The following is a 23,866-nucleotide window of genomic DNA, read 5'->3' as shown; positions in this document are numbered from 1 at the left end:
TAGCGATACGCTTTGGGTGTGCCTCAGAGCACAGTTCCCGAGGGGAGACTCATGCCGGATGCCCCCGAGCGCACCGCGCTCTACCGCCTCTACGACGAAGCCAGCGCACTGCTGTACGTCGGCATCGCACAAGACCCAGCGGCACGCCTTCGGCAGCACCGACTCGATCAGGCTTGGGGATCGGAGATCGCAAGCAACGAGGTGAAGTGGTTCGATACCCGACCGCTCGCCGCAGCAGCAGAGTCCTTCGCCATCCGAACCGAGCAGCCGCGCTACAACGGCCACAGCAGGCCGGAGAGGTCGCGACGGTACAGGCAGATTGCCGACGAACTGCGAGCCGAGATCATGGCGGGCAAGCTGTCAGCCGGCGCGCGACTTCCATCCGAGCACAGCCTTGCGGCGCAATACGCGACGACCCGCGCGACGGTCCGAAAGGGCATCGCCTTGCTTCGAGCCGAGGGGCTCGTCGTCTCGCACCAGGGCCAGGGAGCATTCGTCGCCGATCCGGTAACTCGCAGCGTGCCCGTGTCAGTTACGGATCCGCAGCTCGCTGCCGCAACGCTCACCGAGCACATGACTCGTGAAGTGCTGGCCGCCTTGACGCGGGCGCTCGTCGCGCAGCTCGCCGAGTAGCAAAACGGCCGGACGGTTGCACCCGTCCGGCCAGTTCAACCAGCGAGTTGCACCTCGCTGATCAGGAAACCTCAACCGCGTCAGATTGGAGTTTCACCCATGAGCGTAGCAACCTCGTCTGCCGCCGTCGCTATGGCGCCGGCCACGTCCTGCGCCGTCCCGTCTCCGGCGGTCGCCTCTGAGCCGCCCGTCCAGCATCCGACGGCGTGTCCGTTGTGGTGCCGTGACCGTCACGCGCCGACGAAGCATGTGTTTGGTCCGTCGGTGACGTCGCACTGGGGCATTCAGGCTCGGCTGGACAATCCGGCGGTGTTCGCTGCGGGCGAGTCGTTCATGCGGGCGGAGTTGTTCCGGTACGACGGCGGCTCGGATGCTGGTGAGACGACGTTGTACGTGCAGGGGCAGACCGACGTCGAGATGTCGGCGCCCGAGGTGGATCTGCTGATCGTGCAGGCGCAGGCGTTCGTGGACACCCTGCGGGTGCTGCGGGCCCAGATGGGCTGACATTCCCGCCTACCTCCGGCCGGGCCGCCTGTGCTGCCCGGCTTTCGAGGGGCGGGTCGGTCGTCGCCCTTGGGGTTGAGCGCCTGCTCGGAGCCGGCTGTGTATCCGCCGTATCTATCTGTCCCCGGGGTGGTCCTGGGGTCCATCAAGGAAGGAATCCGCGATGAAGATTTTGCCTAGCCGTCGCACCACGTCTGACGAACTCCTCGCCATGGCCAAGCGGGACCTGGCGAATGCCAAGACCGAGGAGGACCGGGAGAAGTTCCGGGAACTCGTCCGGATGATCGAGCACGGCATCTACCCGCCGTGGATCAAGCCGTCTCGTAAGCGCGGTTGATTCGGGCCGCGGGTTTCCCGGTCGCCGCCTGGTGGCTGTGGTGGGTGTTCTGTGGGAGGGGGTGAGTCTGTTGATCGTCTACAACGAGTGTGAGCACGAGTGGGTGCCGTGGAGTGGTAGGCCGCGTTGCCGCAAGTGTGGGGCGACGCAGTCGTGACGCCTGGATGATGGTGGGGGCCGCGGTGTGCGGCCCTCACTGTCGGGAGGGGCGTTGGTGGCACCGCGTTTCGAGTGGCGTGACCTGCCGGGCGTGGTCCGGGCTGCTGTTGAGGCGCGTACAGGCCCTGTGCTGGGCGTGAAATCGGTCTCTGATGGGCTCACGTGTGCTGTGGCGGCGCGCTTGGACACGGCCGCGGGTGCGCTGTTCGTGAAGGGTGTCCGGGTCGAGGATGGCGCCGGCTGTGAGGCGCAGCGGTGGGAGGTGGTCGTCAGCCCGGTGGTGCGCTCGGTTAGTCCGGTCTTGCGTTGGCAGGTGGAGGCTGGCGGCTGGGATTTGCTCGTGTTCGAGTGTGTCGATGGCCGTCACGTCGACCTGGTGCAGGAGGAGGACCGGCAGTTGGTCGCCGATGTTCTGCGGTCGGTGCAGGGCGTGTGTGCGCCGGGGGGTGTGCCACGGTTCGCGGATCGGTTCGCGGATGTCCTAGGCGCCGACGAGCTGGCGCTGCTTTCTGGGGATGCGTTGCTCCACACCGACACCAACCCGCACAACCTCCTCGTCGGCGGCAACAGGGCGTGGCTGGTGGATTGGGCGATGTCGGCGGTTGGCCCGGCGTGGGTGGATGTGGCGTACACGGCTGTGCGGCTGATGGAGGCTGACGTGTCGGCCGGTGAGGCGCTCGATTGGGCGGCAGGGTTCCCGTCGTGGCGGGCGGCCGAGCCGGCTGCGGTGGAGGCGTTCGTGACGGGCGTGTGTCGCCAGTGGGAGGCCCGTATCGGGGCGGTCGGTGCCCGGCCGTCGAACGCCCGGTTCTCGGCGCTCCTGGGGGCGACGGTGGCTGCGCGGTAGTGGAGAGCGAATCGGCCCGACAGGCGATGACCCGTCGGGCCGCTGTGTGTTCGCGTGCGCGGAGGGCTGCCCCGTCTGCAGAGGCGGGGCTTCGTCGCGTCAACTGCTGGCTGGCGGCCGGTCGTCGTGCCAACTGGTGGTCGGTTTCGCAGGGGGTATTGCTGAGGCATGGAAGCTGTCTTAGCGAGCCTTGTCGCTGTGGTGGGCACTCTTCTGGGCGCGTGGGTGTCGTACTCGTTTCAGCGGCGGTCGGTGGAGCGCGCGGATCGGGTGCAGGGCCGTGAGCGGCTTCGGCAGGAGCAACTGGCTGCCTGTAGCGCGTTCATTGGCATCTTGATGGAGTACCGCAAGAACCTCTACTTCCGGTGGCGGCTCAAGGATGAAGACGCTCCTGCCGAGCAGCAGTCGCGGGAGCGGGATGAGACCTACCGTCTTCGTGCACAGGCTGAGCATGCGCTGGCGCGGCTTCGCCTGGTTGTTGACGATGCCGCGCTGATGCGGTTGGCGTCGGATACTCTGAGAGCGCCAAGTTCTTTGCGTCATGCGGAGGATCGGGCTGATCTGGTTGCTCGGCGGGATGAGGTCGAGCGGCTTCATGACGAGTTCGTGGAGGCTGCGGCCTTCTTCTTCCGTGGTGCTGATCTCCGTGATGCTGTTCCGATCTCGGGGCCTAGCTCTTGGTGGCGCCGCTATCGACTCCGGCCTCGTGGGTGACGTGGTCGCGGTCGTTGTACGCCGGCGGCGTCCGGCCCTGTTCCTGCCGGAGGAGGCTGTGGCGGCTTGAGCCGGAACGTGGAGCAGCCCCGCCACTTGGGCGGGGCCTTAAATCTACGGGGTGGGCTGGGGGTCGCCGTCTGCGGCGAACGCGGCCATGCGGCGGAGGTGTTGACAGTATTGGCGCTCTTCTTCTCGGGTGAGTAAGGGCAGGACTCGGTCGAGGTCTGCGATGCATTCGCGGAGTATTCGGTGGTGTTCCGCGTCGAGGGTGCCGTCGTTGTGTTGCCAGGTGGATACGCATCCGGCCGTGTATAGGTCGAGTTCCGCTATGTCGATGCCTGCTACTTCTCGGCGGCGTAGCGTGGCGGGGAAGGGCGCTTTCATGTGTTCCTGCCACAGTTGGGCTACGGCTGCTTTGGCTTCGCTCGTTCTCGTCACATGCTCATCCTCTGGCATGTGGACCTAGGTTGGGCACCCGGTTTCGTCGAGCAATGGCTGAGGAGGAGGATGCGCGGGCCCGGTGGGCGCGGTCGCTGCACTGCGGCCAGTGTCCGGCTTGCATCGCGCCCGGTTTTGGCGAGCTGGTGGTTGGTGTCGGCTGGTGGGTCAGGAACTTGGCATTTGAAGTAGGTGGCTGGTGAAGGTGGAGCGGGCCGCGCGTGTGAAGTCGGCCTGCGCGATCCTGAGGACGCTTTTCCATTCACCGATCGCCGCAGCGGTTTCGAGTGTCTCGGGCTCATTTTGGCCGGCGTCGACCGCCGCGCGGGCGATGGCCGATGCCATGACTTCGCCAGCCGCGGCTCCTATCTTGAAAGCGGCTTGCGCGACGTTGTCTGGGCCGAGGGTGGCGACTTCGTGGCACGCGTCCCTGAGGCGCCGCAGCGTGTTTTCGGCGTCTCTGTAGAGCGGGGAGTGGGCCGGCTCTGGTGTGTCTTCCCAGGCTGCTAGCGCGGTTTCGAACTCGGTTCGAGCTGTGGTGACTTTGCTGTAGAGCTGGCGGCGTTCTTGCCTGATCCAGTGAGTTTCTTCGTTGCGTGCTTGCCCGTTCACTTGCTCTAGGGCTGCGGTGACGGCGGCATTGGCCTGGTGGCGGGCTGCTCGCCAGGTGGCCCATCCTCCGACGCCGGCGCCGATAAGGCCGGCGAGTCCGCTAAGCAATGCAGCGAGCATCTCGTTCATCGCTCTCCCCCGTCGTGATACTCGGGACTGTCGGTCTCGCAGATCTACCAGATGGCCTCAGGGGTCGGTTTTTCGGGCCATGGTGGTGATGCGCTGACTGGGGTTCGCTCCGCGAGGCTTCTATCGCTGACCCGCCCGGCCAGGATCGGCCTCCGTCCGTCGCGGCGCGCACAAGCCGCGGGGGATGACCGGGTGTTGTGGGCGCGGTCGTGGGTTTGCCGGCGGTGTCCGGCGGTGCCCCCGCGCGAGGAGGGCCTGGCGGCCTGAGCCGGCACGCAAGCATCGAGAGGCTTCGCACGCGGCGGCCGGGCCGTCGGAGGCCAAGGTGATCGCTTTCCAGCCAGGTTGAGTGGCCTCCAGGTTGGGTTCAGGGCGACGGCGCCCAGCAGTCCCACCCTGCTGAACTTGCGAGGTCACCCTCGTTCCGTGGTTCGAAAATGACTCTTAAGACACAGCTGACCTGCTGTTTTCGACAAGACTTATGTGTCGCCGGAATGTCACCGAGGGTGGAACCGGCTCACCTAGTGTCAGTGGAAGCGCAAGGCCGAGAAGCATCGCACGCTTCTCGGCCGTCGCTGGTGCTCACGAGCACCGGCCCGCGCACCAAGTGCCACCACTGACATGGAGGTCGTCATGACCGTAGCAGTAGGGAGTGCCCCCGACCCTGATGGGCCTGAGGACGGCCCGTCGAGCTGGCAGATTAGTGCCGGCAGTTGGGGATTGGAGGTGAGGGCGGGACGCCACCTCCATGTGGCGGCGTCGCCGGCGCTGTTCTTGTGGCTGGTGAGCTTGAGTTCGGGGGCAGCCGGGGCGCATTGGTTCCTGTGATCGCACTGGAAGCCCCGCCCGGCTCTCCGCCGGGCGGGGCTTCCCGGCGTCAGGCGTTGACTTGTGCGGGGAGTAGTGCGCCGGTTTGGAAGGTGTGGGTTCGGTGCCAGGCGTAGTACTTCTCGCGGTCGGGGTTCCACCAGGTGGTGGTGCGGCCTTTGAGGTGTTCGTCGATGTGTTTGCTCACGAATGGGGCGTGTTGGGCTGCTGGGCTGGTGTGCAGGGCTCCGTCTTCGTTGACGGTGATGAGGCCGTGTTCGTAGAGGCTGTCGCAGCCGAGGAGGCAGGCGAGCATGCCGACGTTGAGGTCCCAGCGTTCGTCTTCGGTGCAGGCGGCCCGCTTTTTGATGTGTGCGGCGACGAGGAACGCTCGGGGGAATGTGCGGCCGCAGAGGGCACAGTCGCCTGTGGGGCCGGGGAGGAGGTAGTTCTTGAGGCGGGCTTGCTCGCGCCGGGACTGGGTTGTTGCTTCGCCGTCTGATGGTCCTGTGGGCCGCTGCTTGGGGATGCTTGGGGCCTGGGGTGTGGTGGCCGGTGTGAGTGTGGGGGCGCTGGGGATGAAGTTGACGTGGTCGGTGAGGGCGAGGCCGTCGTCTTCTCGGAGGGCCCCGAATCCTTGGATGTTGCGGTTGGGTACCCAGTCGAGGAGAGCGCGTACTTCGTCCATGGGGACGTTGATGCCGCGGACGTCTGTGAGGGCGTACATGTGCTCCCAGGTTTGCTGGGTGCGTTCGTCGATTCCCCAGAGTTGGCGGGCGAGGTTGGGGTTGTGCCAGGTGGCGGCGATGGTGCCGACGAGGTAGAGGCGTTTGTTGCCGGAGAAGAAGACGGTGTCTCCGGGCTTCATTTTCCGGATCTGGGGGAGGTTCGCGCCGCCTTGTCCGGGGGTGACTCCCCAGAGTTGGGCTTGGCCGTCGGGGAACAACTGGTCCAGCTGGTTGTGGAGTTGCGTCGTGATGAGGCGGGCCTGGTCTTTGAACACGACGGGCTTGAGGATGGTGTCTTCGTAGTGTTTGCGCACCGATGGCGTCTTGAGTGAGGCGGGTTGGGCGAAGACGGTCATGGGGCGCACCTTCGGGTCTGGTGTTGTCGGTCTGGCAGGTCTACCAGATGGCCCCAGCGGTCGGTTTTGAGGCATGGCTTCGCCTGACGCCCAGGGGCCGGTTGCCTGCTGGAGGATGGGTGGGCGGCGTGCTGGCGGTCGCGAATCAGCCCAGCGGTGCCCGGCAGGGTTCCCGCGGGAGGACGCGGTCGTGGTGTGGGTTCCGGGTGCGTGTCAACCCCGCCCTCGTGGCGGGGTTTTGTCGTCCCGATTGCTGGCTGTTGGCCGTGGGACCCTGGCTGCGTGTACTGCGGGTCCCTTTGTGCTGGGGTGCCGGGCGTCCGTCCGTAGTGGAGTTCCGAGCCCGGGTCATGAGTTCGCGCAAGGGAGCGGCAACTTCGAAGGCCCCGCCGGTGGGCGGGGCCTTCGTGCCGTCAGTCGTTGGCCGGCTTGTTGTCGGGCTTCGGTTTCATGCGCGGGGTGCCGGGGAGTTGCCGGTCTGGTGGTGTAGTGGCCTGTAGGGGCTCACTGTTCGCTCCAGAGGGCTCTTTCCTCGATTGTTCCCAGGCGGGCTTCTCCAGTGGTGAGGTCGACCAGGATGGGCCAGCAGTCGAGGAGCATGTCGCGGGCGTCGCGGGTTTCGAGGTATTGCTCGGAGTTGAAGGGGACGATGAGGAGTCCGTTCTTTTCCAGCACGAGTTCGTAGTCGACCTTGAGGGCTGGGTCGTAGGGTCCCGTCTCCTGTACGAGCAGCTCTTCCGCTGCCTTCAATGCTTCGGATCGGCTGAGCGTCATTTCGTCCTCATAAACTGGTAGCTACTGTATCCCGTTGGTGCCGCGTGGCCGCTCTGCGCGTCCAAAAATATCACATCTCCGTCGCGGTTAATTACGTTGAATACGTGGCCGCCGCGGGGGTCTTGTCCGAAGACGATGCCGCGCGCACCGTCGCCGGCCGACTTAACATCTTTGACAATGTTAGAAAGGGACCTGGTGACGAACTTCTTGCCGGGGAAGTACTTCTCCAGTGACGTGAGGGGCCCACGGCCTATTTCGGGAAGAGCGGATGCCGGTGTACCGTCCAGGGTCCTCTCGACGCCCACGACGCAGGCGCGACAATTGGTTTTCCCGCCTCCGGGGTTGACGAGTTCGCGCAGGTCGTCGGTTACGGGTGTCTTATAGGAATCGCCCAGCACCGTCTTCCCGCCGCCGCCTTCTCCCCAGCGAATGTTGCCGATTCGGTTGAACGATTTTTCGTTCCTTACAGCCTTGACCACTTCCTCGGCTTTGATGGCTGTCTTTCCGACCTTGATCCAGCGCAGGACGATGGTGGCACCGATGATTCGGTCGGCAGGCGAGAGGTGTTCTCCGGTAACAGAGTCCTGGCCTGACAGGAGTTCCGCGACCCCCTTTGCGTCGCCAACGAAGGGGATGAGGTTTATAACCGCAGATACGATTGTTTGCCTTACCTTGTCCTCCTCCGCCTTGGGGCCGCCCCGCACGTAGTCGGCGACACCGGAGAGGTCTAGGTCTTTGAAGGGGCTGTCGCCCGACTTGCCCTTCAGTTTCTCGTTCAGTTCGTCAAGGGTGTCGTTCATGCCCTTCATGCCGGCATTAGCCTTTTCGATGCCCTTGTTGGCTCCGTTGATGGCCTGGTTTATCTGATCCATGGCCCTGTTCACCTGGTCTAGGGCTTTGTTCATCCCATCCAAGGCCCCATTCACCTGGCCTAGAGCCTTGTTCATTTCCTCCAGGGCATCATTCATCTGGTCCAGCCCACGGTTCATCTGGGCCATACCCTTGTTCATTTGGCCGACATCTTTATTTAGACCGATCAGCGCGCTGTCCATCTGGTCGAAGCCAGCGTTGATTTTGTTGAGTGTTTGCTTGACTTCGGGGTCGCTGATGAATTCCGTGACGTCTTTCAGCACCGGGGCGAGCAGGGTGGTGAGCTGCGCCATGGCTTTTGCGAGTTGGATTGACTTGGCGGCCGGCTGGTAGAGGAGTTCGAATTCGGTTTGCAGAGATTTGAGAAGATTCTGCTGCTGCTTGATCGCTTGGGCTGCGAGCTTCGGGTCCTTGAAGTCCTCTTCTTTCAACTGCAGTGGCGAGGATGCAACCTTCGCGGCTTTCTGGACCTCTTGCCATTTCTTGTACAGATCCGGAAAAGCCTGCTTGGACTCGTCATGCCAGTCGTGCTCCGCAACAAAGAGCAGCAGCAGCCCCAGTCCGGCCGCCCGGCCGGCGACGTGATCCTTGACTTGATCCTTAATGCAAGCGAGTTTCTCCAGCAGGGGCAGAGATTCGCACTTCTTCAGTACCGAACTGGCCTGCTGAGGCTCGGCTGCTATGGCTTCACCCATTCCTCCGGTGAAGAGCACGGAAAGCGTCAGCAGGAATGCTGCGGCTTTGGTTTCCCAGCGGTTTTGCATGGCCCCTCATGTGTCGTTGGCGACAGGTAGGCGCGTCGGACGAACCGGCCACGACCTCGGGGCGGGTTTACTCAACGGCGCGCGTAGGGCAGATAGGCACACTCCCCTTGCCAGGGACGAAGTCCACCTATCGCGCTGATCGTGATCATATACACCTGAGGTGCTCATGGTCATTTTTCGGACATCGATGCCCAAGGGGGCATGCTCGCAGCGGACGGCCGCCTTGCTTCAACGCTCAGGCGTCCCGAGCCAACGCTGGCCGGCAGAGGGGTGTTTGGCCGCAACGATGAAGCTCCCGCCCGAGGGAAGTCGGACGGGAGCCTCTGCGGGGTGAGCTATTCCGCGGTGGGGTCGTCGACGTGCTTGAGCCGCATGCGGGCCTTCACGAGGTCGGGTCCCGACAGGGTGTCCCAGTGGGGGTGTCCGTGGACCTGTTGGATGAGGTTGAGGAGCGTGTTGCGGAGGTCGACCTCGGTCTGCTTCTCCTCGTCGGTCCAGCCGGGGGACGCCTCGCGGTGGCGTTCGAGCCAGTAGCCTTCGCCGGGCTTGACGTGCCAGCCGTCGATTGCCTCGGGGGCGTGGGGGCGTTCGTCGAGGTACGCCTTGAGGTTGGTGGCGGCCTGTCGAAGGTCGCGTTGCAGTTGCACCAGGTCGTCGGGGAAGTCGTCGCTCACTCCGCGGGATTTTACTCCTGGATTCGAACGTGGGTGCGCGTCGATGTGAAGGCGGGGCTTGCTGCGGCCCATCGGAGGGCGGGGTCATTGGGCAACAGGAAACCTTCCGAATCTGCTGCGCGTCGCCTCAGGCCGCCAGAACACTGACGCTATGTCGTGGACGCCGCACCTCACCGAGCATGAGGCCGCCGTCCTGCGCCTGCTGGCGCGGGGCCATACGCACACGGAGATCGCTGAGATGCTCCGGATCCGTCCGAAGGTTGCGGGGTCTCTGATCCATCAGATGCGGATCTCGCTGCGCGCCCGGACGACCCCGCACGCAGTCGCCATCGGCTATGAGACCGGGATCCTTGAGCCAGGGGTGGAGCGGAGCGTGAGATAGGCGAGGAGGCGCGTGGGCTTCAGCTGAGATCGATGATGTCGAGTACGGCGAGGGTCTTCTGGCCGTAGCTGACGAAGATCATGGCGAGGGCGCCGTCAACGTGTAGCTGCCGGTTCCACTCGTCGGCGTGACCGCGGGGTGCGGTGTGTCCGATGGGGTCGTGGCAGGCGGCTTCGAGGGCCGTAGTGAGGGCGTGGCTGACGGCTGGCGGGAGTTGGTCGTGGAGGGGCTCGACGCCGGGGTCGTAGATGAGCCGGAACAACGCGCTGACCTCCTACGGGGGTCTTCCTGAACACGGGCCGGTTGAGGTCGGCGTTCAGCAGAGTATCGGATCAGCGACGTTGCGTAATTGGGTTGGAAGGTTAGGCGGCGCCGCGGCCGGCCCGGATTTGGGCGGCTTCGCGCTGGACCCACTCGGTGCGGTCGACCCACTCTCCCGGGAGTTCCTCGCCTCGACGGTCGGCTGCGGCGAGTTCCCGGCCCCGCTGCTCGGCGGTCTGGATGCGGGTGGCGATGCCAGCCCACTTCTCGACGACGGCTACGAGTTCACCGACAGGAGCCTTGTTGATCTCGGCGAGGCACTTCTTGGTGAGGGCGGGGTCGCCGAGGGCTTCGCAGATGGCCTCGATGGTCCAGGCGGCGTCCATGGTCCCCTCCCGGTGTGGATTCACCATTCGTGACGCACGATAGCGCAACATGCAGCAAGTCAGCCGAACGCATATGCCAGAGACATGTGCCAGCCCAGAGCGTCGTAACCGTGCAGGTCAGAGTCCCGTTCCTAGGATCATGAGCGAATTGGATGACCGGCTCCTGGACCTCATCGAAGGCATCGTCGACGAGGACGAGCAGCGCCTCCCGCTGCTGACCCTGCCCGAGGCGCGTGCCGCGGTGGAGCTCCTGCAGCTGCTGGCCGAAGGAACCGGCAAGGGGGCTTTCGCGGCACGGCACTTGGCCGGGAACCTGGCCCGCAGGCTCCCCGCCGCAGACTGACCGTGCGACCGAGCCCGCGCGCCAGCGATTCCCGAAATGGGCTGCCCGCCGCGTGGCACATCCCTACGCTGACGGCATGATGACTGACAGTGCGGTCCGTGAGACTCTGCGCCCTCATCGGGACGGTGGCCCGATCAGTCGCCTGTACGCGACGGGTGAGATCACCGGGGAGACGATTCCGGCTCTCGGAGTGAAGTCCGGCGAGCTGGACGATGCCGGTGACAATGAGGCTGCAGAGCGCCTTTCCGATGTGATTCGCTACGTCGACGAGGCGGGCGAGCGTCCTCCGGTGCGGGGTTGGGTGGCCAAGGTCTAGACCGGAGTTACCCAAAGCACTGGGTCGAGGCTGGTCGACTTCAGATCGAAGCCGACCAGCCGGCCCAGACGTCGGGATCACGCGTCCTTGGGACGCTCTGGCTGGTGACAGGCGCATGCACAGTCGACGCCGGTGTACTTGTTGTTGAATCGGCACCGCTGGTGAAGGCGCCGCGCCCAGTCCGCGGCGTCCGGCACGTCTACCGCTTCGACGCGTGCCGCTGTGTCGCATGCGGTGGACAGGTACGGCGGTACGTCGATCGCGGCCAGGATCTCGGGCGGGAGTTGTTCGCTGGTGGAGCCGGGCGCGTTGACGTAGCCCGGAGTCAGGTTCGGGCCGAACGCGTTGGGAACGGTCACTGCTGCCCCTCGGGTCCTTGGTAGGCATCGCGGAGTTCGGGCCAGGCGATGTCGGCGCCACGGTCGAGGAGGGCGCGGACGCGGGCCTCGATGGCTCGCAGCCGGTCCAGCTCGGCCTGTGCGATAGCGGGCGCCTGCAGGGCTTCGGGCATTTCTGCTCCTGTGGTTGGGCCTGCCGCGGTCTGCGGCGGGCCAGGAAAGCTCAGGCGGACTCGTTGAACATGCGGGTGCCGGGGTCGACGCCCTCGTGGTCGTCGTGCACGTCCGGGCCCTTGACGACCAAGATGACGCCCGTGTCACCGGGCAGAGTGCGCGCCCAGATCTGGCCACCGTGGTGGACGTGGGCGCCGGGGGCGAAACGAGTGGTCACGACTGCTCCTTGTCGATCCAGTGTTCCCAGTCGTGTTGGGCGACGCCGTTGGCGCCGAAGTGGTAGCCGACGGCGAGCCAGCCCATGGCCCACGTCTCGCCGCTGTTGGGGTGGGTGCTGAGGCCGGTGCAGATGAACGTGTTGCCGCCGCGGCTGTAGGTGTTGCCGGGCTCCATGACGGTCTTCCGGGCAGTCACTGCTCCTCCAGGGCGTAGCCGGTGCGGCGCTTGGCGCCGGTCTTCGTGGTGTCGGTGGCGTGCAGGTCGCTGACGCGGATCTTGCGGGGGCGCTTGCTGTTGTGAGCGTCCACGACGCCGGCATGGGTGTCGCCGGGGAGGTAGTCGGTGATGCGGATGCGGGGCCCACCGCGGGGGTCGCAGCTGCTGTAGATCTGATCCATTCGGATGTGGCCGGTCATTGTTCCTCCTCGGTGATGACGAGGCCGGTGAGGCGATACGCCTTACTGAGCTGCCCGACGGTCGCCCACCGTTCGCTTCCGTAGGGGTGGGCGGCATCGCCTTCGATGGTGACGGTGGCGAGGCGGATGCGGGTGCCATCGATCCGGGTGATAGCGACGTGGGCGCCGCCGTAGATGGATTCCCAAACCTGGCCGGCCTGGATGTTGGGTTCCATGCTGCTGCTCCTTGTGGTGTGGGCCTGCCGCGAGTCACAGGCGCGGGTCTGGAGCGCGGCGTCGAGGATGGCCTTGCGTGCGATCTCTTCCGGGGTTCCGTCGGTGCCGGTTGCCAGGTAATCGAGTGCCTGCCGCAGGTGGGTGTCGATGGTGAGGGTGATGGTCGGAGTCTGCTGGCGTGCCATGGTCTTCTCCTTGGTTTCGCTGGGTTGCACTGGGCGTTGGTCAGTTGGCGTTGTCACCGCGATCGGCCGGCGCTGCTGGCGGTCTCCTCGCCGGTCGAGCACCCGTCGCTGCAGGCGAAGACTTGGGCCCCGGACGGATACCGCTCGTCTGTCGGCCGCCAGGGGCCCCGCTCGTCCCCGCAAGTGGCGCAGCGCGGCAGAGGCGGCTCGGTACCCGGCGCGGTCATCACTGTGCCTCTGACTCGAAGTGGCATGCGAGCTGGCGCAGTTCGGCGGCGGCATCGCGATATCGACGGTCGTGGTTTGTGAGTGGCCCGGCGGTTACCGGTGGGACGCGGTCAGCAAGCAAATCGGCCTGTGCCCGAAGGGCGATGGGGTCTGCTTGCTCGACGAGGCCTCGGGCCTGCTGGTCGGTGAGACCCTCCATGCGGAGGACGGCGATCAGACTGCTACTGGGCACAGCTACTCCATGTCGGTTACTGGGCACAGCTACTCCATGTCGGTGGGACTGCTGGCTGATGGGGTTGGGGCGGTCGGCGCAGGCCCGGCAGTAGGGCAAGCCGTCGCCATCTCCTGTAGGGGTTCCGCGTTTGCGGCACAGGGTGGTGACGGCAGGCCCTGCGCCGGCCAGCCGCGCCGAGTGCTGGACACGCCCTCCAAGGAGGGCTACGAGAAGCGGATAGCGAGGCTCGGTCACGTCCATTCCCCCAGCTTGATCGTCTCGAAGTGCCACCAGTTGCCGGCTTCCCACTTGTTGATGCGGACTGCGGTCGTCTTCGTCTCGCCGGCTGCAGCCTTCCGCAGCTCTTCGCGGACGTACTCGTAGGTCTTGGTCTCGCTGGTGAACTCGGACTCCGGGCTGGGGCCGGTCGGGCTTTCGAGAACGACACGCCACGGCTTACGGGGGCGGGTGGTCATCGCTGCTCCAGGGCAGGCGGCTTGCCGGCGCCAGCACAGTGCTGTCCGCGCCGTGGGTCGACGATGCTGGTGATGCCGTTGGAGTGCGGCCACACCTTGCCCGTCTTCGTCAGAGCCATCTCGCGGCTGCACACACCGCAGGTGCCTCGGTTGGGGGATTCACTCGTCATGCTGCCTCTCCTCGGGTGTGTGCGGTGAATGTTGCGCAGGCGGCGGTGTGCAGCTGGTCGGCGAGCGCGATGGCGGTGTCGTGCCGCAGCGTGACTTCGGCGGCGTCGAGGCCGGCGACCGCCTCCAGGTCGTCGCGGGCCGCATCCACGGCGGCGGGGTGCCAGCCGGTGTCGTCGTCCGGGTCGGTGGTGCGCTGCACCACCGCGGCGAGCCGGTCCAGGGCGTCGGTGACAGCAGTCGAGTCGTCGGCCCACGCGCGGGCCAGCTGGTCGAGCGTCTCGGCACGTATCTGGTCGACGCGCAGGACGATGCCGAGGCCGTAGCCGTCGATGCGGCCGGAGAGGTCAGCGGCGGTCACCAGGCGCCGCCGTCAGCCATGCCGTCGAGCTTCTTCGCGATCTCCTGGGCGCTGTAGCCCTTCCGGCTCAATTCGCGGCCAATCGCGGCGGCCTCACGCAGCACCTGACGGCGAACATGATTCTCGATCGCCGGCCAGTAGTGGGCCAGCAACTCAGCCACCTCGTTCTGCGAACGAGCCTCGGTGCGCGGCGCGGTGTAGACGAGCTTCGTGACCTCGGTCGGGACATCCATCGGATCCATGACGTGCTCCTTCGGGCTGATGCGGGCGGACTGGGCGGCGGAGTTGGTCTATGCCGCCGCCGTGAATTGGGCCTGGGCGAGGTGACGAGTGGCCTTGTAGGAGGCGAGCCCGGCGAACAGGGCCGGCTCGGCGGGCCGGTAGACGTGTACGTGGATCCAGCGGCCGGTCGCGCGGTGCTGCGCCCACACCCGGACCGCATCCGCGCCGCCGTGCATCGCGCGGTGCGCCTTCGCTACGTGCCGGCCGTACCAGGACTTCTGCCCGTCGGGCAGGTCGCCCGCGCCGAGCCGGTCCAGGACGTCCCCGGTGCGCACCAGCCGGCCCGCGGCGACTAGGGCGGCGACCTCGCCGGAGAGGGCCGTGTAGCGGAGGTTCTGGCCGGCGGCGAGAGCGGCGGCGATCGTGCGGCGGATGGCGGTGACAGTGCGGTGCATGGGTCCCCCTCGGACTGCGGGCTGAGTGCCTCGTAGGGCGCACGGTCGGGCCGTGCACCCGGGTGGCGATCAGGTCGGGTCAGGCGAGCTTGGCCTGGAGGGCGCGAAGGTCGCCCATCGTGAGGCCGGTGCGGACGCCAGGGCCGTAGATGTTGTTCGTGGCCTCCAGGACGATCCGGTCGTCAGGGGCGTCGGCGAAGACAGCGAGGACGTGATCCAACGCCTCGGTCGGGTTGGTGGGAGCATCTCCGTACTGCTCCATCGCCTCGCGGCGGATGCGGTCCATTGCTCGGCTCATCTCGATCTCCCTAGGACAGTGCGGATGCGGTGAGCGCGCCGGGCGGGAGTCGAACCCGCCAACCCCGTGGGGTGGGGTCTCCGACGGCGCCGGTGGATCAGCGGGGGGTGGTGGTCTGCCACGCGATGGCCGTCCCGGGACGTCCGGCGCCGGCGGTCCACACGGTGCCGTCGGCCATCGTGACGAGGTGCACGTTGCGGGCCATGCGGGCGGTGTAGCTGTCGGCGGCGACGACAACGAACTCGGCACCGTTGGCGGCCTTGATGATCTGCATGGCGGTCTCCCCTGCGGTTGTTTCCCTTGGCGATGACTCCACCCCTTGCTTCAAGGTGTAGCTACACCGTACTCTCGGGTGTAGCTACACCGCAAGTATCAATCCGAAGAATCCGTAGCTACACCCGCCAGGGATTTGTAGCTACACCAGAGAGGAGCTCACGTTGCAGCCTGTAGCTACGCCTGGATACGGTCCGGGCATGCCGAACGCACCGAAGACCCCCACCCGCCCCGTCCGCGTCGACCTGGACGAATGGGCCGAGTTCGGCAAAGCCGCCGCCGCCATGGGAACCGACCGCAGCGCAGCCATCCGCGCCTTCATGGCCTGGTACATCCACAAGCCCGGCGCCAAGCCAGTGAAGCGACCCGACCGGGACGCATGGAAGGCCGAGTCCTCCGAGGCGCAAGGCAGCGCCGAGTGAAGCGCGAAGGCCGCACCGCCCTGTACCGCGTCTTCGACGCCGCCGGGAAGCTGCTCTACATCGGCATCAGCCAGAACCCCGACGTCCGATTCGGGCAGCACTCCCAGACCAAGCCGTGGTGGCCCGAAGTCGTAGATCGCAAGGTCGAGTGGCATGAGAGCCGGGCCGAAGCCGCTGAAGCCGAGCGGGCTGCGATCGAATCCGAGCAGCCGCACTGGAACCTCAACCATGCGGTGCGCCCAATCGGCAACCCCGAGTCGGACGACCTGTACGCCGAGCACCGGTGGAACCTTGAGGAGATGCGCGCCCTGCTTCCCGCCCTGAAGGAGCAAGCCGCACAGGACCTCAAAGCTGGCGCGACCCCCGCCCAGCTGGCCAAGCTCACCGGCCTGTCCGACGAGTACTTCCGTCGCATCGCCCGAGCCGTCGGCGCCGACCGGAAGCGCGCGCCCACGGTCGGACGCGAAGCCAAGAAGCAGCCCGACGCCTGACCTGCCCCGCCCGAGCCGCACGCCTTTCGGTGTGCGGCTTTCGCCTGTCGTCAGCAGGTTGCCCGTCAGCACGTCACCGGCCCCCGCTCGCGGTCGTCGCCGGCTGCCGGACGTCGAGCCGCGCCGGGGTGACGAGCGGCCCGAGGGCGGTATACGCGAACCACGCGGCGAGTAGCGCGCACAGGAGCCTCATCTCGCGCCGCCGGCGGGCCGGTCGTCCGGGGGTTCCAGGGCGGCGCGGTACGTGAAGGGCCGGATGGCGGCGTTGAGTTGCGTCCGACGCCCTACGCGCCCGCCTGCGGCCCTCTCGGGCATTCCGGCGTCCTGGGCGCCGTTCTCGCTACGCGGGACGCTCAGCGAGCCGCTGACGGCGCTCTCGGGGGTTTCTCGGTCGTGGTGCTCGGTTGCGGTCTCTGGTTCCTGTCGGTGGGTCACTTCAGGGTCTCCCGTGGGTCTGTACAGCCGCGTGACGGCCGTTGGCGGTCGATGTGGGGCCCGGGAGCCCCGCGATGCTCCGCGGGGCTGTGGCGGGCGCTCAGCGCTGCGCGGGGTGAATCTCGTCGGGGTCGATGAGGCCGGCCGCGATGGCGAGGGCCACGGCGTGGGTGCGGCTGGACGCGCCCAAGTGGTCCGCGGCGTACCGGATGCGGAGGTTGATGGCGTCCCGGCCGCATCCGAGGCGGGCGGCGATCTGGGTGGACGTCAGGCCGTTCGCCGCGTACACCAAGGCTTCGAGTTGCGGCTCCGTGAGAGCACTCGCCGGCCGGACGGGGGCGGTCATGCGATCTCGCGGTGTGGCTACGGCGCTGGGCGCGGCGGGCGTGGAGTTCGGAGTAGGCGGTGAGGTCGCGGACGGTGGCCCAGGTGTGGCGGCAGTTCGGGCACTGGTAGCCGTCGACGGTGCGGTCGCCGCGGCGGCGGGACTCGGCGGGGGCTATGCCGCGGGTCAGGCAGGCCGGGCAGGTGTCGTTCATGCGAGTCCTCCTGTGGCGTGGCGGCAGGGAATGCAGGGGCACTTGTCGGAGGCCGGGGGGCGTCCGGCGCGGAGCCAAGCGCGGTAGTCCTCGATGGCGGCCTGGACGTCGGCGGCGGCTGTGGGTGGGGGTGGGGTGGGTCGGCGGCTACCGGTGGGCCAGGCGCCGGGGCGCTCCCGGGGGATCTCGACAGGCGACTTCGGTTCGGCGGGTGCGGCTTGCTTCGGGGTACGGCGGGCGGTGGGGGTCAGAGAGAGCAGGAACTCCTTCAGGTCTCCCTGCCGGCGCATCTCGGCGATGTCCTCGGGGCTGACGGTCATGTCGCCGCCATGTCGACAAAGCGGGCATAATGCCCTTGGAATGCGACGGTGATCGTCCCCGTGGGGCCTCCCCGGTGCTTGCCGACGATCAGGTCGGCCTCGCCGGCACGCGGGGACTCCTTGTCGTAGGCGTCCTCGCGGTGCAGCAGGATGACCATGTCGGCGTCCTGCTCGATCGCGCCGGATTCGCGGAGGTCGGACACCATCGGCTTCTTCTCGGTGCGCTGTTCAGGTCCGCGGTTGAGCTGGGCCAGGACGACGATGGTGATGCCGAACTCCTTCGCCATCAGCTTGAGTCCGCGGCTCAGGGCTGCGACGGCGACCTGCCGGGATTCGGCGCGGGGGGCCTGCATCAGCTGTAGATAGTCGATGATCACAAGGCGAAGGCCCTGCGTTCGCACCAGGTTCCGGACCTGCGCCCGCAGACCGGGCAGAGTCAGGTCCGTCGAGTCGTCGAGATACAGCGGCGCGGCGTCGATGCGTTCGACAATCTTCGCGGCGCGAGCCAGCCCTGCGTCGTCGACGATCCCCTGCTTCAGGTGATGCAGGGCGATCTGCGCCTGAGCGCACACGATGTTGTTGGCGAGGTCGTCGGAGCCCATCTCCAGGGAGCGCACCAGCGTGGGGATGCCGGCTTTGATGGCGGCTGCCGCGGCGAGTCCGATCGCGAGCGTGGTTTTGCCCATGGCGGGCCGAGCCCCGACGACGATCATCTGACCGGGTGCCCAGCCGCCGGACGTGATGCCATCCAGGTCGATGAAGCCGGTGGGGATGCGGTCGCCGGTGTCCGGCTTCGTGACGGCCCGCTGGAGGACGTCGGGCAGGAGGTCGCGGAGCTGGACCAGGTTCGAGTTCTGGTCGGGCCGCACGACGGCATCCAGCGCGTTTTGGAGGGCTGCCACGTCGGTTGCCGGGTCGAAGGCCGGTGAAAAGCCGCGCAGGCGGGCGTCGTTGCCGAAAGCGACCACTCGGGCCGCCACCGCGGCCTCGGACACCTCCCGGGCGTGCCACTCGGCGGAGCCTGGCCGGGCGGCGGCGTACAGGTCCGAGAGCTGCACGCGGTTCAGCGGCGGGATCGGCATGGTGCCGTCCGCGCGCCACGCCTGCAGCTGCCGGTCGACGGTCTGCCACGGGATCTCGCCGGCGGCGAGGCTGGTGCGGATCTCTTCGACCGCGAACCAGATCCAGCGGAAAGCGTCGGTCGTGATGTCCGCCGGGTCGAAGCCCTGCATCGCCAGCTCGTCGACCAGCTCGGGCCTTGCCATGACCGACGCGGCGAGGATCCGCTCGTCGTCGAGGCGAGCCAGGGGCGAAACATGGGGCTCGTCGTCTCCCCACAGGGCGCTCATGCGGCACCGCCCTTGCGACGGTCGGCGCCCTTGAGGAGCAGCACTCCGCCACGGCACATCTCGCCGAGGCGGGAAGAGACTCGGTCGCCGACGATGTGGCTGATCTCGTGAGGCAGTACGTCGCAAGTGATCAGTACGGGGCGGCGGTTGATGTACCGCTCGTCGAAAATCTCGTACAGCCGCTCCTGAGTCCAACCCGTCGGCGATACCCGGGCAGCAGCCAGGTCATCGACGAACAGCAGGTCCGCCAGCTGAAGCGTGCGGGTCAGGGCCTTCGCATCGTTCTCGCGGTCCGGACGCAGCGCATCGAAGAGGGCAGTCGACCTCCACGTCTCGATCGCCGGCATCCGGTGCGTCTCATCGAAGCGGCGACCGAGCCAGATGCGGGCGGCCTGCCAGGCGGTGTGTGTCTTACCCACGCCGATTGCGCCGGTCAGGAACAGGCTTGCCGGGGCACCAGGGGTGCGGTCCGCCCACGCCGCGGCATCGGGGTGCATGCGGATCTCTTCCTGGTAGATGGCAGGGGTGCGGGCGGTGAAGGTGGTGGTGGCGTCCTCGCGACGTTCGCGGAGAACGGACTCTCGCGGGTCGGGCATGCGGTCAGCCGAACTGAAGGACATCGGGGAGCTCCTCTTCGGGAATGTCGCGGGGTGCGGTGTGAGGGCCAGCGGGGCGCTGCTTGCGTTGCTCGGCGGCGGCCTGGCGGCGGAGGGTGTCGTACTTCGTGCGGAGCTTGGCGGGGCTGAGGATGTGGGCCTGCCAAAAGTCGTTGGCATGAGCCCAGTCGATGGCAGCTACAGCCTGCTCGGGGGTGATGCCGTCCTTGTCGATGAGTAGCCGGATGTCGTTGCGCCACCGTTCGGTGATGCGCGGCCTCTTGCTGCCGCCTCTTTCGAGCACGGCGGCGAGGTGTCGGCAGACCCGCTCAACGTCGGCTCGGGGAGGGGGGGCCGCGGGCTCCGAAGGAGTTCGCGTATATCTCTTTTCTTTCTCTGTCTCTGTCTCTGTCTCTGGTTCGTTTTTGCTTCCCGGGTGCTTCGCTTTTGCTTGAGCACTTGCTTCAGCATTTGCTTCGGCCTCGGAAGCGGCACGACGGACCTGCCCGGACCGCTTACCGCCCCTCTGACCTGCGGCAGAGCGCTTAGCGCGGAGGTCGGCGACCTCGGAAGCGGAACGCTGGTGGTCGAGGTAGTCGTGGATGACGTAGCTGTCAGCGCCCGCCTGGGGGCAGTTCGGGCAGTCGTGTTCGCCCTCGTGCCACAAGCCGACGCGAACGAGTGCCGAAGCACTTGCTTCGGGTTTGCTTCCGTCGGTCAGCCGAGGAACGAGTCGCCGCGAGATGACGCCGTCGGTCAGCTGGCGGGAGGCGTAGGCCAGCCCGCAGATGTACAGCCAGCCGGCTTCTCCACCCGCCTCGATGACCTTCGGGTGATCCGGCAGACCGTCGTGCACCCTCACGTAGGTGCGCTTGTCCTTCTCGGCCATTGGGAGCTTCTTTCGCTACGAGTCAGCGGTTGGTGGGTCTACGCGGCGATGCCGAGTGCCGCGGGCGAGGTGTCGGGGTAGCGGCGCATGGCTGCGGCGATCTGGCCTGGATGGGCCCTGAGACGCGTGGCGATGGCGTCCCAGCTGAGTTCCTGTGCGAGAAGTTCGCGTGCGTTCTCGGCGAGGGCTACGCCTCGGCCGGCGGCTTGGCCTCGGGCGCTGGCGATGGCGCTGCGCAGTTCAACGCCCTTCAGGTCTGGGCGTTCGGCGAGCCACTGCTGGTGGGCTTCGTCGCACGGAGTGCACATGGGGATGTGCTCGATCTTGTGGAGGTGGTAGCCACGGTCGGTGCCGCACTGTCCGGTCCACTCCGGGTGGGCGGCGGGGTCGACGATGGTGTCGTCGTCCCAGGCGATTGGTGGCGCCCAGCCGTTGCGGCGCGCGATGCTCCGGGAGTGGTCGGTTGGCCCGGGGCGCTCCGACAGTTCGGCGTAGACGCGCTCGTACCGCTGCGCGTGTTCCGGCGCCAGGGTGGCGACCGAGCCATTAAGGATCCCGAAGACGTGGCGGTGTGAGAGCCCAGCTGCCTCGGCTGTGCGGATGATCGGCCAGCCGATGTATGCCAGCGCCTGGATGCGTCGGCGGGTCGCTGTGGCGTCAACTCTTACGGGCTCGGTGCGCGGCTGAACATCGAGGATCCTGATGGCGGTGCTTCGGTGCATGGTGGTCTGACCGTTGAGGACGTAACGGATTGCCCTGTCGGAGACGTCTGCGGCACTGGCGATCTGGAGCCTGGTCAGACCGCTGTCCAGGAGCTTGGAGAGGTGGAGCGACACGGCGGTGGTGTCCACGTTTCCGCGGTGCCCGTTACGGCGGTGGTAGTCGGCCCGCTTGCGGCTATTCCTGTAGGCGGATCGGCAGATCTCCCGGCGGCATCCTTTGCGGTAGCAGCGTTCCGTTCCGTGCTGCGGCGGGATCGGCTTGGCGGTCATCGTGTCCCCCTTTCTGGGGTGTTGCGGCGGCGGGCGGCGGGTGCGCGGTAGATGGCTTTGAGGGCGGCGAGTTGTGGGTCGAGGGGTTCGCGGCGGCGGAGGCGAGCGGCGAGCCGGCGGAGGGCGTTCACGCGGCGGCCTTCCGCGGCCGACGGGCCTCGGCTATGAGCAGGCCCTTGACGGACAGCCGCCAGACGCCGAGGCGGTGACCGTGGGTGGGGCCGCTGGTGGAGGGCACCATCTGTCCGGTGTGCTCGATCAGGCCGGCGGTTCGGAGGCTGTTGATGGCGGCGCCGAGGTAGCCGTGCGACAGCTCAGGCAGGACATCGCGGAGGTCATTGGCGGACCACTCGTCGCAGGCGAGCCCGAAGTGCCAAATGGCCTGCTCAACGAGGAAGCGGTCCCAGTCGCTGGTGGAGGCGACGATGGTGTCGAGGGTCGTGTTCTTGTCGGCGGCGGCGAGGCGTTCGGCCGGGGTGAGGCGGCGGGTCATCGCGGTTCTCCGATCAGGTGTGATGCTGGAGGGGTGGATCCCGCCCGATTCCCGCGGGCGGGACCCTGGTGCCGGTTAGGCGGCGCTTCCGGGCTGTGCGGTCTCGGGCCAGTCGGTGGAGTTGTCGGCGGCGTCGGAGTCCCAGGCGCCGTCGCTGGTGGTGTCCAGTTCGGTCTCGCGCTCCACGGAGTAGTCCGCCGCGGTGGCCGGCGTGCTTGGCGGAGCTGTGAGGGCGGCAACGCTGAGCGGGGCCTTCTGTGGGACGAGTTCGGCGTGGACGGTGCCTTCGAGTTCCTCGGAGACGTAGGGCATGCCGTGGAGGGCGTCCGAGGCGATGAGCCGGCAGAGTTCGCCGGTGGCGCGGGCGACGAGCATGTTCTTCGGCTGCTTCTTCCACTGGTCCTTGCCGAGGAGGCCGAGGCGCTGGGCGCGCGGGATGTCCCACTGGACGGTCTGCCAGGTCTCGGAGCCCTTGCGGCGGCCCCGCATCACGCAGTGGGTGTCCGTGGATTCGACGAGTTCGATCTCGTGACCCTGGGCCTGGATCACGGCGCGCATCGCGTGGGCCCGCAGTGCCGGGGTGCCCTGGATGACGTCGATGGACTTGAGGGTGGCCATCGGCTTGAGGCCGAGTTCGCTGCCGGCGAGGATCGCGGCGGTGATGTCGCCGGGCTTGCCGCGCAGCGACTGCGGGACGAAGGAAGTGTTGGCGAGCTTCTGGGCCATCTGGTAGGCGAGGTCGGCCTCTTGGGCCCAGGCCATGAGGGCGGTGGTCCCGGCAGTCGGCTCGGGGCCAGCCGTCGCCTTGCCGGTGGTCACGACGGCGGTCTGGTCGTCGCGGGTGGCGAGTTCGCTGGTCACTGGAGGTACTCCTCGGCTTCGGTGATGGCGGCCCAGGTGGGGAGGCTGATCTGGGGTATTTCGGTGACGGGCCCGGTCCAGTCGGGCCAGGTGTCGGTTGCGACGCAGTCGGCGTAGATGCGGAGGGCGCGTTCGTTCTTGGCGCGCCCGATGTCGCGGGATTGCTGGTCGAGCTCCCGCACCGTGATCAGGTACGGGGCGGTCTTCTGCTGGAAGACGAAGACGAACCGGACCCCGTCGGGAGCAAGGCCAGCGGCCTCTATCCCGTCGCTGTAGAAGGCGTCCTGTTGGTGGTAGCCGTGGTCCCGGATCGCCTTGGATACGGCGTCGGGGCTGGCGTCCCGGCAGGTCTTGTAGTCGACGCATAGCGTCAGGCCGGGGAGTTGCTTGAGGTAGTCGGGGCGGCAGCGGCAGCGGACACCGGTCTGCGGATCGGTCCAGAAGATCGACTGTTCGGCGGTGCCGCTGCCCGGTGCGAAGAGCGGTCCGGCGACGGGGTGCTGGCGGATTGCGGCGGCCATCTCCTGGACTTGCTCGTGGTCCTTGGTGAGCAGAGGGGTCTTACCTTCGGCGTAGGCGGTGTCCCGCAGTTCGCGGGCAGCGACCTTCTTCCAGTCCGGGTAGTCGATGACTTCTAGCTCCGGACCTTCGCCGAGGACGAGGAGGTGGGCTGCATGTCCGAGATCGAACTCACGCTTCGGAGCTGTCGGGTTGTCGAGGTCGTACTTGAACTGAGCGGGGCATCCGGGGTTGAGGAGCTTGCGGAGACCGGTGGAGGAGATCGAGGCGCGGTCGGCGTGGTAGTCCTCGGCGGAGAGGCCGCGGATGACGGCTGGCGCCTCGGCCGCGACGGCGGTCACGACGCTCCGCCCGTCTTGATGCAGCCTTCGCAGCGGTAGGAGCCGTCTGGCTGCCGTTCGAAGGGCCCGTCGGTGTCGCCGCAGTGGCAGCGGATCTCGTTCATGCGGCGGCCCCGGGGATGTCGAGGTCGACGCCGACCAGTACGGTGCTGCCCTGGCCGAGGAGCTGGCCGGTGCGGTACACGGCGGTCACCTGGTAGGGCCGGTCGGCGTCCTCGCCGAGGAGGAACGCGAGCTTGCCCTCACAGCTGTCGCCGGAAGCGACCCGGTCACGGATGTCATCGAGCACTGCGACGAGTTCGTCGCGAGTCATGGGCTGCATGTGCTGCTCCTATGCTT

The 23,866-nt window shown here is 67.1% G+C and carries 39 protein-coding genes; 9 read left to right on the top strand and 30 right to left on the bottom strand.

Annotated features, from left to right (window positions below; genetic code table 11):
• Nucleotides 1–51: 51 nt before the first annotated feature.
• The 5 genes from ACJ6WD_RS09700 (at nt 52) to ACJ6WD_RS09680 (ending at nt 3,194) form a co-directional block, all read left to right on the top strand.
• Entirely contained in the window at nt 52–633 is a 582-nt protein-coding gene (locus ACJ6WD_RS09700; RefSeq protein WP_407615536.1) for a GntR family transcriptional regulator, read from the top strand.
• A gap of 99 nt (nt 634–732) precedes the next feature.
• Nucleotides 733–1,137, top strand: a complete 405-nt coding sequence (locus tag ACJ6WD_RS09695; protein WP_407615535.1) for a DUF6907 domain-containing protein — start codon at nt 733–735, stop codon at nt 1,135–1,137.
• Nucleotides 1,138–1,300: 163 nt separating this feature from the next.
• Nucleotides 1,301–1,474 (top strand): hypothetical protein, encoded by a 174-nt coding sequence (locus ACJ6WD_RS09690; RefSeq protein WP_376442855.1) that lies wholly within the window; start codon nt 1,301–1,303, stop codon nt 1,472–1,474.
• Between the two features lie 340 nt (nt 1,475–1,814).
• The gene (locus tag ACJ6WD_RS09685; RefSeq protein ID WP_407615534.1) at nt 1,815–2,480 is read left to right on the top strand and encodes a phosphotransferase; all 666 of its coding nucleotides are present in this window, start codon (nt 1,815–1,817) and stop codon (nt 2,478–2,480) included.
• 168 nt (nt 2,481–2,648) lie between these two features.
• Nucleotides 2,649–3,194 carry a hypothetical protein gene (locus tag ACJ6WD_RS09680; RefSeq protein ID WP_407615533.1) on the top strand — a complete coding sequence of 182 codons (546 nt, stop codon included), beginning with the start codon at nt 2,649–2,651 and terminating at the stop codon, nt 3,192–3,194.
• A 609-nt stretch (nt 3,195–3,803) separates the two neighbouring features.
• On the opposite strand, the gene ACJ6WD_RS09675 is transcribed toward ACJ6WD_RS09680, so the two are convergent.
• The 7 genes from ACJ6WD_RS09675 to ACJ6WD_RS09645 form a co-directional block, all read right to left on the bottom strand.
• Nucleotides 3,804–4,376, bottom strand: coding sequence for a hypothetical protein (locus tag ACJ6WD_RS09675; protein ID WP_376442870.1), 573 nt, complete (start codon nt 4,374–4,376; stop codon nt 3,804–3,806).
• A gap of 877 nt (nt 4,377–5,253) precedes the next feature.
• A complete protein-coding gene (locus tag ACJ6WD_RS09670; protein ID WP_376442472.1) occupies nt 5,254–6,267 on the bottom strand; it encodes a hypothetical protein in 1,014 nt (337 codons plus the stop codon).
• A gap of 504 nt (nt 6,268–6,771) precedes the next feature.
• Nucleotides 6,772–7,041, bottom strand: a complete 270-nt coding sequence (locus ACJ6WD_RS09665) for a YrhB domain-containing protein (RefSeq protein WP_376442475.1) — start codon at nt 7,039–7,041, stop codon at nt 6,772–6,774.
• Complete coding sequence (locus tag ACJ6WD_RS09660) at nt 7,038–8,675, bottom strand: toxin glutamine deamidase domain-containing protein (RefSeq protein ID WP_407615532.1); 1,638 nt, start codon at nt 8,673–8,675, stop codon at nt 7,038–7,040. Before ACJ6WD_RS09660 ends, ACJ6WD_RS09665 begins: the two co-directional genes overlap by 4 nt.
• Before the next feature lie 335 nt (nt 8,676–9,010).
• Entirely contained in the window at nt 9,011–9,349 is a 339-nt protein-coding gene (locus ACJ6WD_RS09655) for a hypothetical protein (RefSeq protein ID WP_407615531.1), read from the bottom strand.
• A 401-nt stretch (nt 9,350–9,750) separates the two neighbouring features.
• Complete coding sequence (locus ACJ6WD_RS09650; RefSeq protein WP_331246622.1) at nt 9,751–9,993, bottom strand: hypothetical protein; 243 nt, start codon at nt 9,991–9,993, stop codon at nt 9,751–9,753.
• Between the two features lie 100 nt (nt 9,994–10,093).
• Nucleotides 10,094–10,378 carry a hypothetical protein gene (locus ACJ6WD_RS09645; RefSeq protein ID WP_331246623.1) on the bottom strand — a complete coding sequence of 95 codons (285 nt, stop codon included), beginning with the start codon at nt 10,376–10,378 and terminating at the stop codon, nt 10,094–10,096.
• Nucleotides 10,379–10,517: 139 nt separating this feature from the next.
• On the opposite strand from ACJ6WD_RS09645, the gene ACJ6WD_RS09640 reads away from it, so the two are divergent.
• Both ACJ6WD_RS09640 and ACJ6WD_RS09635 read left to right on the top strand, forming a co-directional pair.
• A complete protein-coding gene (locus ACJ6WD_RS09640; RefSeq protein WP_331246624.1) occupies nt 10,518–10,721 on the top strand; it encodes a hypothetical protein in 204 nt (67 codons plus the stop codon).
• 76 nt (nt 10,722–10,797) lie between these two features.
• Nucleotides 10,798–11,037: a hypothetical protein gene (locus ACJ6WD_RS09635; RefSeq protein ID WP_331246625.1), complete on the top strand. Its 240-nt coding sequence runs from the start codon at nt 10,798–10,800 to the stop codon at nt 11,035–11,037.
• A 77-nt stretch (nt 11,038–11,114) separates the two neighbouring features.
• Here ACJ6WD_RS09635 and ACJ6WD_RS09630 read toward each other — a convergent pair whose 3' ends face one another.
• The 13 genes from ACJ6WD_RS09630 to ACJ6WD_RS09570 all read right to left on the bottom strand — a co-directional run bounded on the left by ACJ6WD_RS09630 (nt 11,115) and on the right by ACJ6WD_RS09570 (nt 15,281).
• Nucleotides 11,115–11,396 (bottom strand): hypothetical protein, encoded by a 282-nt coding sequence (locus tag ACJ6WD_RS09630; protein ID WP_407615530.1) that lies wholly within the window; start codon nt 11,394–11,396, stop codon nt 11,115–11,117.
• The gene (locus ACJ6WD_RS09625) at nt 11,393–11,548 is read right to left on the bottom strand and encodes a hypothetical protein (protein WP_407615529.1); all 156 of its coding nucleotides are present in this window, start codon (nt 11,546–11,548) and stop codon (nt 11,393–11,395) included. The genes ACJ6WD_RS09630 and ACJ6WD_RS09625 overlap by 4 nt, the downstream gene beginning before the upstream one ends.
• 50 nt (nt 11,549–11,598) lie before the next feature.
• A complete protein-coding gene (locus tag ACJ6WD_RS09620; protein WP_331246628.1) occupies nt 11,599–11,766 on the bottom strand; it encodes a hypothetical protein in 168 nt (55 codons plus the stop codon).
• Entirely contained in the window at nt 11,763–11,963 is a 201-nt protein-coding gene (locus ACJ6WD_RS09615; RefSeq protein WP_331246629.1) for a hypothetical protein, read from the bottom strand. Before ACJ6WD_RS09615 ends, ACJ6WD_RS09620 begins: the two co-directional genes overlap by 4 nt.
• Nucleotides 11,960–12,184: a hypothetical protein gene (locus tag ACJ6WD_RS09610; protein ID WP_331246630.1), complete on the bottom strand. Its 225-nt coding sequence runs from the start codon at nt 12,182–12,184 to the stop codon at nt 11,960–11,962. Before ACJ6WD_RS09610 ends, ACJ6WD_RS09615 begins: the two co-directional genes overlap by 4 nt.
• Nucleotides 12,181–12,585, bottom strand: a complete 405-nt coding sequence (locus tag ACJ6WD_RS09605) for a hypothetical protein (protein ID WP_407615528.1) — start codon at nt 12,583–12,585, stop codon at nt 12,181–12,183. Before ACJ6WD_RS09605 ends, ACJ6WD_RS09610 begins: the two co-directional genes overlap by 4 nt.
• A gap of 693 nt (nt 12,586–13,278) precedes the next feature.
• The gene (locus ACJ6WD_RS09600) at nt 13,279–13,503 is read right to left on the bottom strand and encodes a hypothetical protein (RefSeq protein ID WP_407615527.1); all 225 of its coding nucleotides are present in this window, start codon (nt 13,501–13,503) and stop codon (nt 13,279–13,281) included.
• A complete protein-coding gene (locus ACJ6WD_RS09595) occupies nt 13,500–13,673 on the bottom strand; it encodes a hypothetical protein (RefSeq protein WP_407615526.1) in 174 nt (57 codons plus the stop codon). Before ACJ6WD_RS09595 ends, ACJ6WD_RS09600 begins: the two co-directional genes overlap by 4 nt.
• Complete coding sequence (locus ACJ6WD_RS09590; protein WP_407615525.1) at nt 13,670–14,032, bottom strand: hypothetical protein; 363 nt, start codon at nt 14,030–14,032, stop codon at nt 13,670–13,672. The genes ACJ6WD_RS09595 and ACJ6WD_RS09590 overlap by 4 nt, the downstream gene beginning before the upstream one ends.
• A complete protein-coding gene (locus ACJ6WD_RS09585) occupies nt 14,029–14,274 on the bottom strand; it encodes a hypothetical protein (RefSeq protein WP_407615524.1) in 246 nt (81 codons plus the stop codon). The genes ACJ6WD_RS09590 and ACJ6WD_RS09585 overlap by 4 nt, the downstream gene beginning before the upstream one ends.
• Before the next feature lie 48 nt (nt 14,275–14,322).
• Entirely contained in the window at nt 14,323–14,709 is a 387-nt protein-coding gene (locus ACJ6WD_RS09580) for a hypothetical protein (RefSeq protein ID WP_407615523.1), read from the bottom strand.
• Between the two features lie 79 nt (nt 14,710–14,788).
• Nucleotides 14,789–15,007 carry a hypothetical protein gene (locus ACJ6WD_RS09575; RefSeq protein ID WP_407615522.1) on the bottom strand — a complete coding sequence of 73 codons (219 nt, stop codon included), beginning with the start codon at nt 15,005–15,007 and terminating at the stop codon, nt 14,789–14,791.
• Nucleotides 15,008–15,104: 97 nt separating this feature from the next.
• On the bottom strand, nt 15,105–15,281 hold the full coding sequence (locus ACJ6WD_RS09570) for a hypothetical protein (protein ID WP_407615521.1): 177 nt from the start codon (nt 15,279–15,281) through the stop codon (nt 15,105–15,107).
• 199 nt (nt 15,282–15,480) lie between these two features.
• Between ACJ6WD_RS09570 and ACJ6WD_RS09565 the strand changes: the two genes are divergently transcribed.
• Complete coding sequence (locus tag ACJ6WD_RS09565) at nt 15,481–15,702, top strand: hypothetical protein (RefSeq protein WP_407615520.1); 222 nt, start codon at nt 15,481–15,483, stop codon at nt 15,700–15,702.
• Nucleotides 15,699–16,193 (top strand): GIY-YIG nuclease family protein, encoded by a 495-nt coding sequence (locus tag ACJ6WD_RS09560; protein WP_407615519.1) that lies wholly within the window; start codon nt 15,699–15,701, stop codon nt 16,191–16,193. The genes ACJ6WD_RS09565 and ACJ6WD_RS09560 overlap by 4 nt, the downstream gene beginning before the upstream one ends.
• A 535-nt stretch (nt 16,194–16,728) precedes the next feature.
• Here ACJ6WD_RS09560 and ACJ6WD_RS09555 read toward each other — a convergent pair.
• From ACJ6WD_RS09555 to ACJ6WD_RS09510, 10 genes are all read right to left on the bottom strand, one after another.
• On the bottom strand, nt 16,729–16,974 hold the full coding sequence (locus tag ACJ6WD_RS09555) for a helix-turn-helix domain-containing protein (protein ID WP_407615518.1): 246 nt from the start codon (nt 16,972–16,974) through the stop codon (nt 16,729–16,731).
• Between the two features lie 189 nt (nt 16,975–17,163).
• Nucleotides 17,164–17,487: a hypothetical protein gene (locus ACJ6WD_RS09550; protein ID WP_407615517.1), complete on the bottom strand. Its 324-nt coding sequence runs from the start codon at nt 17,485–17,487 to the stop codon at nt 17,164–17,166.
• Nucleotides 17,484–18,836: a DnaB-like helicase C-terminal domain-containing protein gene (locus ACJ6WD_RS09545; protein WP_407615516.1), complete on the bottom strand. Its 1,353-nt coding sequence runs from the start codon at nt 18,834–18,836 to the stop codon at nt 17,484–17,486. Before ACJ6WD_RS09545 ends, ACJ6WD_RS09550 begins: the two co-directional genes overlap by 4 nt.
• Entirely contained in the window at nt 18,833–19,456 is a 624-nt protein-coding gene (locus tag ACJ6WD_RS09540; protein ID WP_407615515.1) for a DnaA ATPase domain-containing protein, read from the bottom strand. The genes ACJ6WD_RS09545 and ACJ6WD_RS09540 overlap by 4 nt, the downstream gene beginning before the upstream one ends.
• The gene (locus ACJ6WD_RS09535; RefSeq protein ID WP_407615514.1) at nt 19,437–20,321 is read right to left on the bottom strand and encodes a hypothetical protein; all 885 of its coding nucleotides are present in this window, start codon (nt 20,319–20,321) and stop codon (nt 19,437–19,439) included. Before ACJ6WD_RS09535 ends, ACJ6WD_RS09540 begins: the two co-directional genes overlap by 20 nt.
• A gap of 38 nt (nt 20,322–20,359) precedes the next feature.
• Nucleotides 20,360–21,313: a hypothetical protein gene (locus tag ACJ6WD_RS09530; protein WP_407615513.1), complete on the bottom strand. Its 954-nt coding sequence runs from the start codon at nt 21,311–21,313 to the stop codon at nt 20,360–20,362.
• Nucleotides 21,314–21,440: 127 nt separating this feature from the next.
• Nucleotides 21,441–21,806 (bottom strand): hypothetical protein, encoded by a 366-nt coding sequence (locus tag ACJ6WD_RS09525; RefSeq protein ID WP_407615512.1) that lies wholly within the window; start codon nt 21,804–21,806, stop codon nt 21,441–21,443.
• A gap of 75 nt (nt 21,807–21,881) precedes the next feature.
• A complete protein-coding gene (locus tag ACJ6WD_RS09520) occupies nt 21,882–22,667 on the bottom strand; it encodes a hypothetical protein (protein WP_407615511.1) in 786 nt (261 codons plus the stop codon).
• Nucleotides 22,664–23,527, bottom strand: coding sequence for a PD-(D/E)XK nuclease-like domain-containing protein (locus ACJ6WD_RS09515; protein ID WP_407615510.1), 864 nt, complete (start codon nt 23,525–23,527; stop codon nt 22,664–22,666). The genes ACJ6WD_RS09520 and ACJ6WD_RS09515 overlap by 4 nt, the downstream gene beginning before the upstream one ends.
• A 100-nt stretch (nt 23,528–23,627) precedes the next feature.
• On the bottom strand, nt 23,628–23,849 hold the full coding sequence (locus tag ACJ6WD_RS09510) for a hypothetical protein (RefSeq protein WP_331246657.1): 222 nt from the start codon (nt 23,847–23,849) through the stop codon (nt 23,628–23,630).
• Between the last annotated feature and the right edge of the window lie 17 nt (nt 23,850–23,866).

Source organism: Streptomyces sp. VTCC 41912 (genome assembly GCF_045799175.1).
Classification (GTDB): domain Bacteria; phylum Actinomycetota; class Actinomycetes; order Streptomycetales; family Streptomycetaceae; genus Streptomyces; species Streptomyces albulus_C.
This window is presented reverse-complemented; position numbering and strand designations above follow the sequence as displayed.

Excerpts from the sequence above, each read along its gene's own strand:
- ACJ6WD_RS09700 (WP_407615536.1), top strand. The coding sequence starts at position 52 with ATGCCGGATGCCCCCGAGCGCACCGCGCTCTACCGCCTCTACGACGAA.
- ACJ6WD_RS09695 (WP_407615535.1), top strand. The coding sequence starts at position 733 with ATGAGCGTAGCAACCTCGTCTGCCGCCGTCGCTATGGCGCCGGCCACG.
- ACJ6WD_RS09690 (WP_376442855.1), top strand. The coding sequence starts at position 1,301 with ATGAAGATTTTGCCTAGCCGTCGCACCACGTCTGACGAACTCCTCGCC.
- ACJ6WD_RS09680 (WP_407615533.1), top strand. The coding sequence starts at position 2,649 with ATGGAAGCTGTCTTAGCGAGCCTTGTCGCTGTGGTGGGCACTCTTCTG.
- ACJ6WD_RS09675 (WP_376442870.1), bottom strand. The coding sequence starts at position 4,376 with ATGAACGAGATGCTCGCTGCATTGCTTAGCGGACTCGCCGGCCTTATC.
- ACJ6WD_RS09670 (WP_376442472.1), bottom strand. The coding sequence starts at position 6,267 with ATGACCGTCTTCGCCCAACCCGCCTCACTCAAGACGCCATCGGTGCGC.
- ACJ6WD_RS09665 (WP_376442475.1), bottom strand. The coding sequence starts at position 7,041 with ATGACGCTCAGCCGATCCGAAGCATTGAAGGCAGCGGAAGAGCTGCTC.
- ACJ6WD_RS09660 (WP_407615532.1), bottom strand. The coding sequence starts at position 8,675 with ATGCAAAACCGCTGGGAAACCAAAGCCGCAGCATTCCTGCTGACGCTT.
- ACJ6WD_RS09645 (WP_331246623.1), bottom strand. The coding sequence starts at position 10,378 with ATGGACGCCGCCTGGACCATCGAGGCCATCTGCGAAGCCCTCGGCGAC.
- ACJ6WD_RS09640 (WP_331246624.1), top strand. The coding sequence starts at position 10,518 with ATGAGCGAATTGGATGACCGGCTCCTGGACCTCATCGAAGGCATCGTC.
- ACJ6WD_RS09635 (WP_331246625.1), top strand. The coding sequence starts at position 10,798 with ATGATGACTGACAGTGCGGTCCGTGAGACTCTGCGCCCTCATCGGGAC.
- ACJ6WD_RS09625 (WP_407615529.1), bottom strand. The coding sequence starts at position 11,548 with ATGCCCGAAGCCCTGCAGGCGCCCGCTATCGCACAGGCCGAGCTGGAC.
- ACJ6WD_RS09610 (WP_331246630.1), bottom strand. The coding sequence starts at position 12,184 with ATGACCGGCCACATCCGAATGGATCAGATCTACAGCAGCTGCGACCCC.
- ACJ6WD_RS09605 (WP_407615528.1), bottom strand. The coding sequence starts at position 12,585 with ATGGCACGCCAGCAGACTCCGACCATCACCCTCACCATCGACACCCAC.
- ACJ6WD_RS09600 (WP_407615527.1), bottom strand. The coding sequence starts at position 13,503 with ATGACCACCCGCCCCCGTAAGCCGTGGCGTGTCGTTCTCGAAAGCCCG.
- ACJ6WD_RS09595 (WP_407615526.1), bottom strand. The coding sequence starts at position 13,673 with ATGACGAGTGAATCCCCCAACCGAGGCACCTGCGGTGTGTGCAGCCGC.
- ACJ6WD_RS09585 (WP_407615524.1), bottom strand. The coding sequence starts at position 14,274 with ATGGATCCGATGGATGTCCCGACCGAGGTCACGAAGCTCGTCTACACC.
- ACJ6WD_RS09580 (WP_407615523.1), bottom strand. The coding sequence starts at position 14,709 with ATGCACCGCACTGTCACCGCCATCCGCCGCACGATCGCCGCCGCTCTC.
- ACJ6WD_RS09575 (WP_407615522.1), bottom strand. The coding sequence starts at position 15,007 with ATGAGCCGAGCAATGGACCGCATCCGCCGCGAGGCGATGGAGCAGTAC.
- ACJ6WD_RS09570 (WP_407615521.1), bottom strand. The coding sequence starts at position 15,281 with ATGCAGATCATCAAGGCCGCCAACGGTGCCGAGTTCGTTGTCGTCGCC.
- ACJ6WD_RS09565 (WP_407615520.1), top strand. The coding sequence starts at position 15,481 with ATGCCGAACGCACCGAAGACCCCCACCCGCCCCGTCCGCGTCGACCTG.
- ACJ6WD_RS09555 (WP_407615518.1), bottom strand. The coding sequence starts at position 16,974 with ATGACCGCCCCCGTCCGGCCGGCGAGTGCTCTCACGGAGCCGCAACTC.
- ACJ6WD_RS09550 (WP_407615517.1), bottom strand. The coding sequence starts at position 17,487 with ATGACCGTCAGCCCCGAGGACATCGCCGAGATGCGCCGGCAGGGAGAC.
- ACJ6WD_RS09545 (WP_407615516.1), bottom strand. The coding sequence starts at position 18,836 with ATGAGCGCCCTGTGGGGAGACGACGAGCCCCATGTTTCGCCCCTGGCT.
- ACJ6WD_RS09540 (WP_407615515.1), bottom strand. The coding sequence starts at position 19,456 with ATGTCCTTCAGTTCGGCTGACCGCATGCCCGACCCGCGAGAGTCCGTT.
- ACJ6WD_RS09535 (WP_407615514.1), bottom strand. The coding sequence starts at position 20,321 with ATGGCCGAGAAGGACAAGCGCACCTACGTGAGGGTGCACGACGGTCTG.
- ACJ6WD_RS09530 (WP_407615513.1), bottom strand. The coding sequence starts at position 21,313 with ATGACCGCCAAGCCGATCCCGCCGCAGCACGGAACGGAACGCTGCTAC.
- ACJ6WD_RS09525 (WP_407615512.1), bottom strand. The coding sequence starts at position 21,806 with ATGACCCGCCGCCTCACCCCGGCCGAACGCCTCGCCGCCGCCGACAAG.
- ACJ6WD_RS09510 (WP_331246657.1), bottom strand. The coding sequence starts at position 23,849 with ATGCAGCCCATGACTCGCGACGAACTCGTCGCAGTGCTCGATGACATC.